This window comes from Streptomyces sp. AC627_RSS907, from assembly GCF_019049165.1.
Map to the genome: position 1 here is coordinate 1 of NZ_JAGMUE010001177.1, position 615 is coordinate 615.

The following is a 615-nucleotide window of genomic DNA, read 5'->3' on the forward strand; positions in this document are numbered from 1 at the left end:
GCGGACAGGGCGGTGCCGGCGGCCCCGATGACGAGCGTGACCGCGCGTCTGCTGACCCGTCGGCCGCACAGCACGTCGATGGAGTTCACCAGGCCGAGCGAGGACGAGTAGAGGTTCCAGTCGTTGATCTTCAAGATCGCGGTGGCCAGCACGAGCGTGCCGAGGACACCGGAGGACGAGGTGATGATGCCGACGATGTCCGAGGTCCTGGCGGCGTGCGCGAGGAGCACCGCGGTGAGCCCGATCAGGTACTCCCCCAGCGTCACGCTGATCAGGGTCTGCTTGACGACGTCCGAGGGGCGCCGGTTGAACCGCGTCATGTCCGGCGTCATGAGCGCGCCCAGGATGAAGGCGCCGGAGACCAGCGTGGTGCCCTCCGCGAGCGACATGGCGGGCCCGGCCGGCGCGGAGGTCATGAGGTCGCCGACGGAGTGCTCGGAGAGCGCGTCGACGATGGAGTAGCCGGCCAGGACGAGGAAGGCGGGCACGGTCAGGTAGGCCGTCCAGGCCATCACGGTGAATCCGTACACCGTGATCGCCGTGATGACCGCCCCGCCGATCAGCGCCCACACCCATTCCGGGGTTCCGCCGGCGAGATCGTGCATTCCCTGGGCG

General features: G+C 69.3%; 1 protein-coding gene. It reads right to left on the reverse strand.

What is annotated here, in order from left to right; genetic code table 11:
• On the reverse strand, positions 1 to 605 hold a 605-nt coding region (locus KUM32_RS40930), incomplete at its 3' end, for a cytosine permease (protein WP_374227618.1).
• Positions 606 to 615 lie beyond the last annotated feature (10 nt).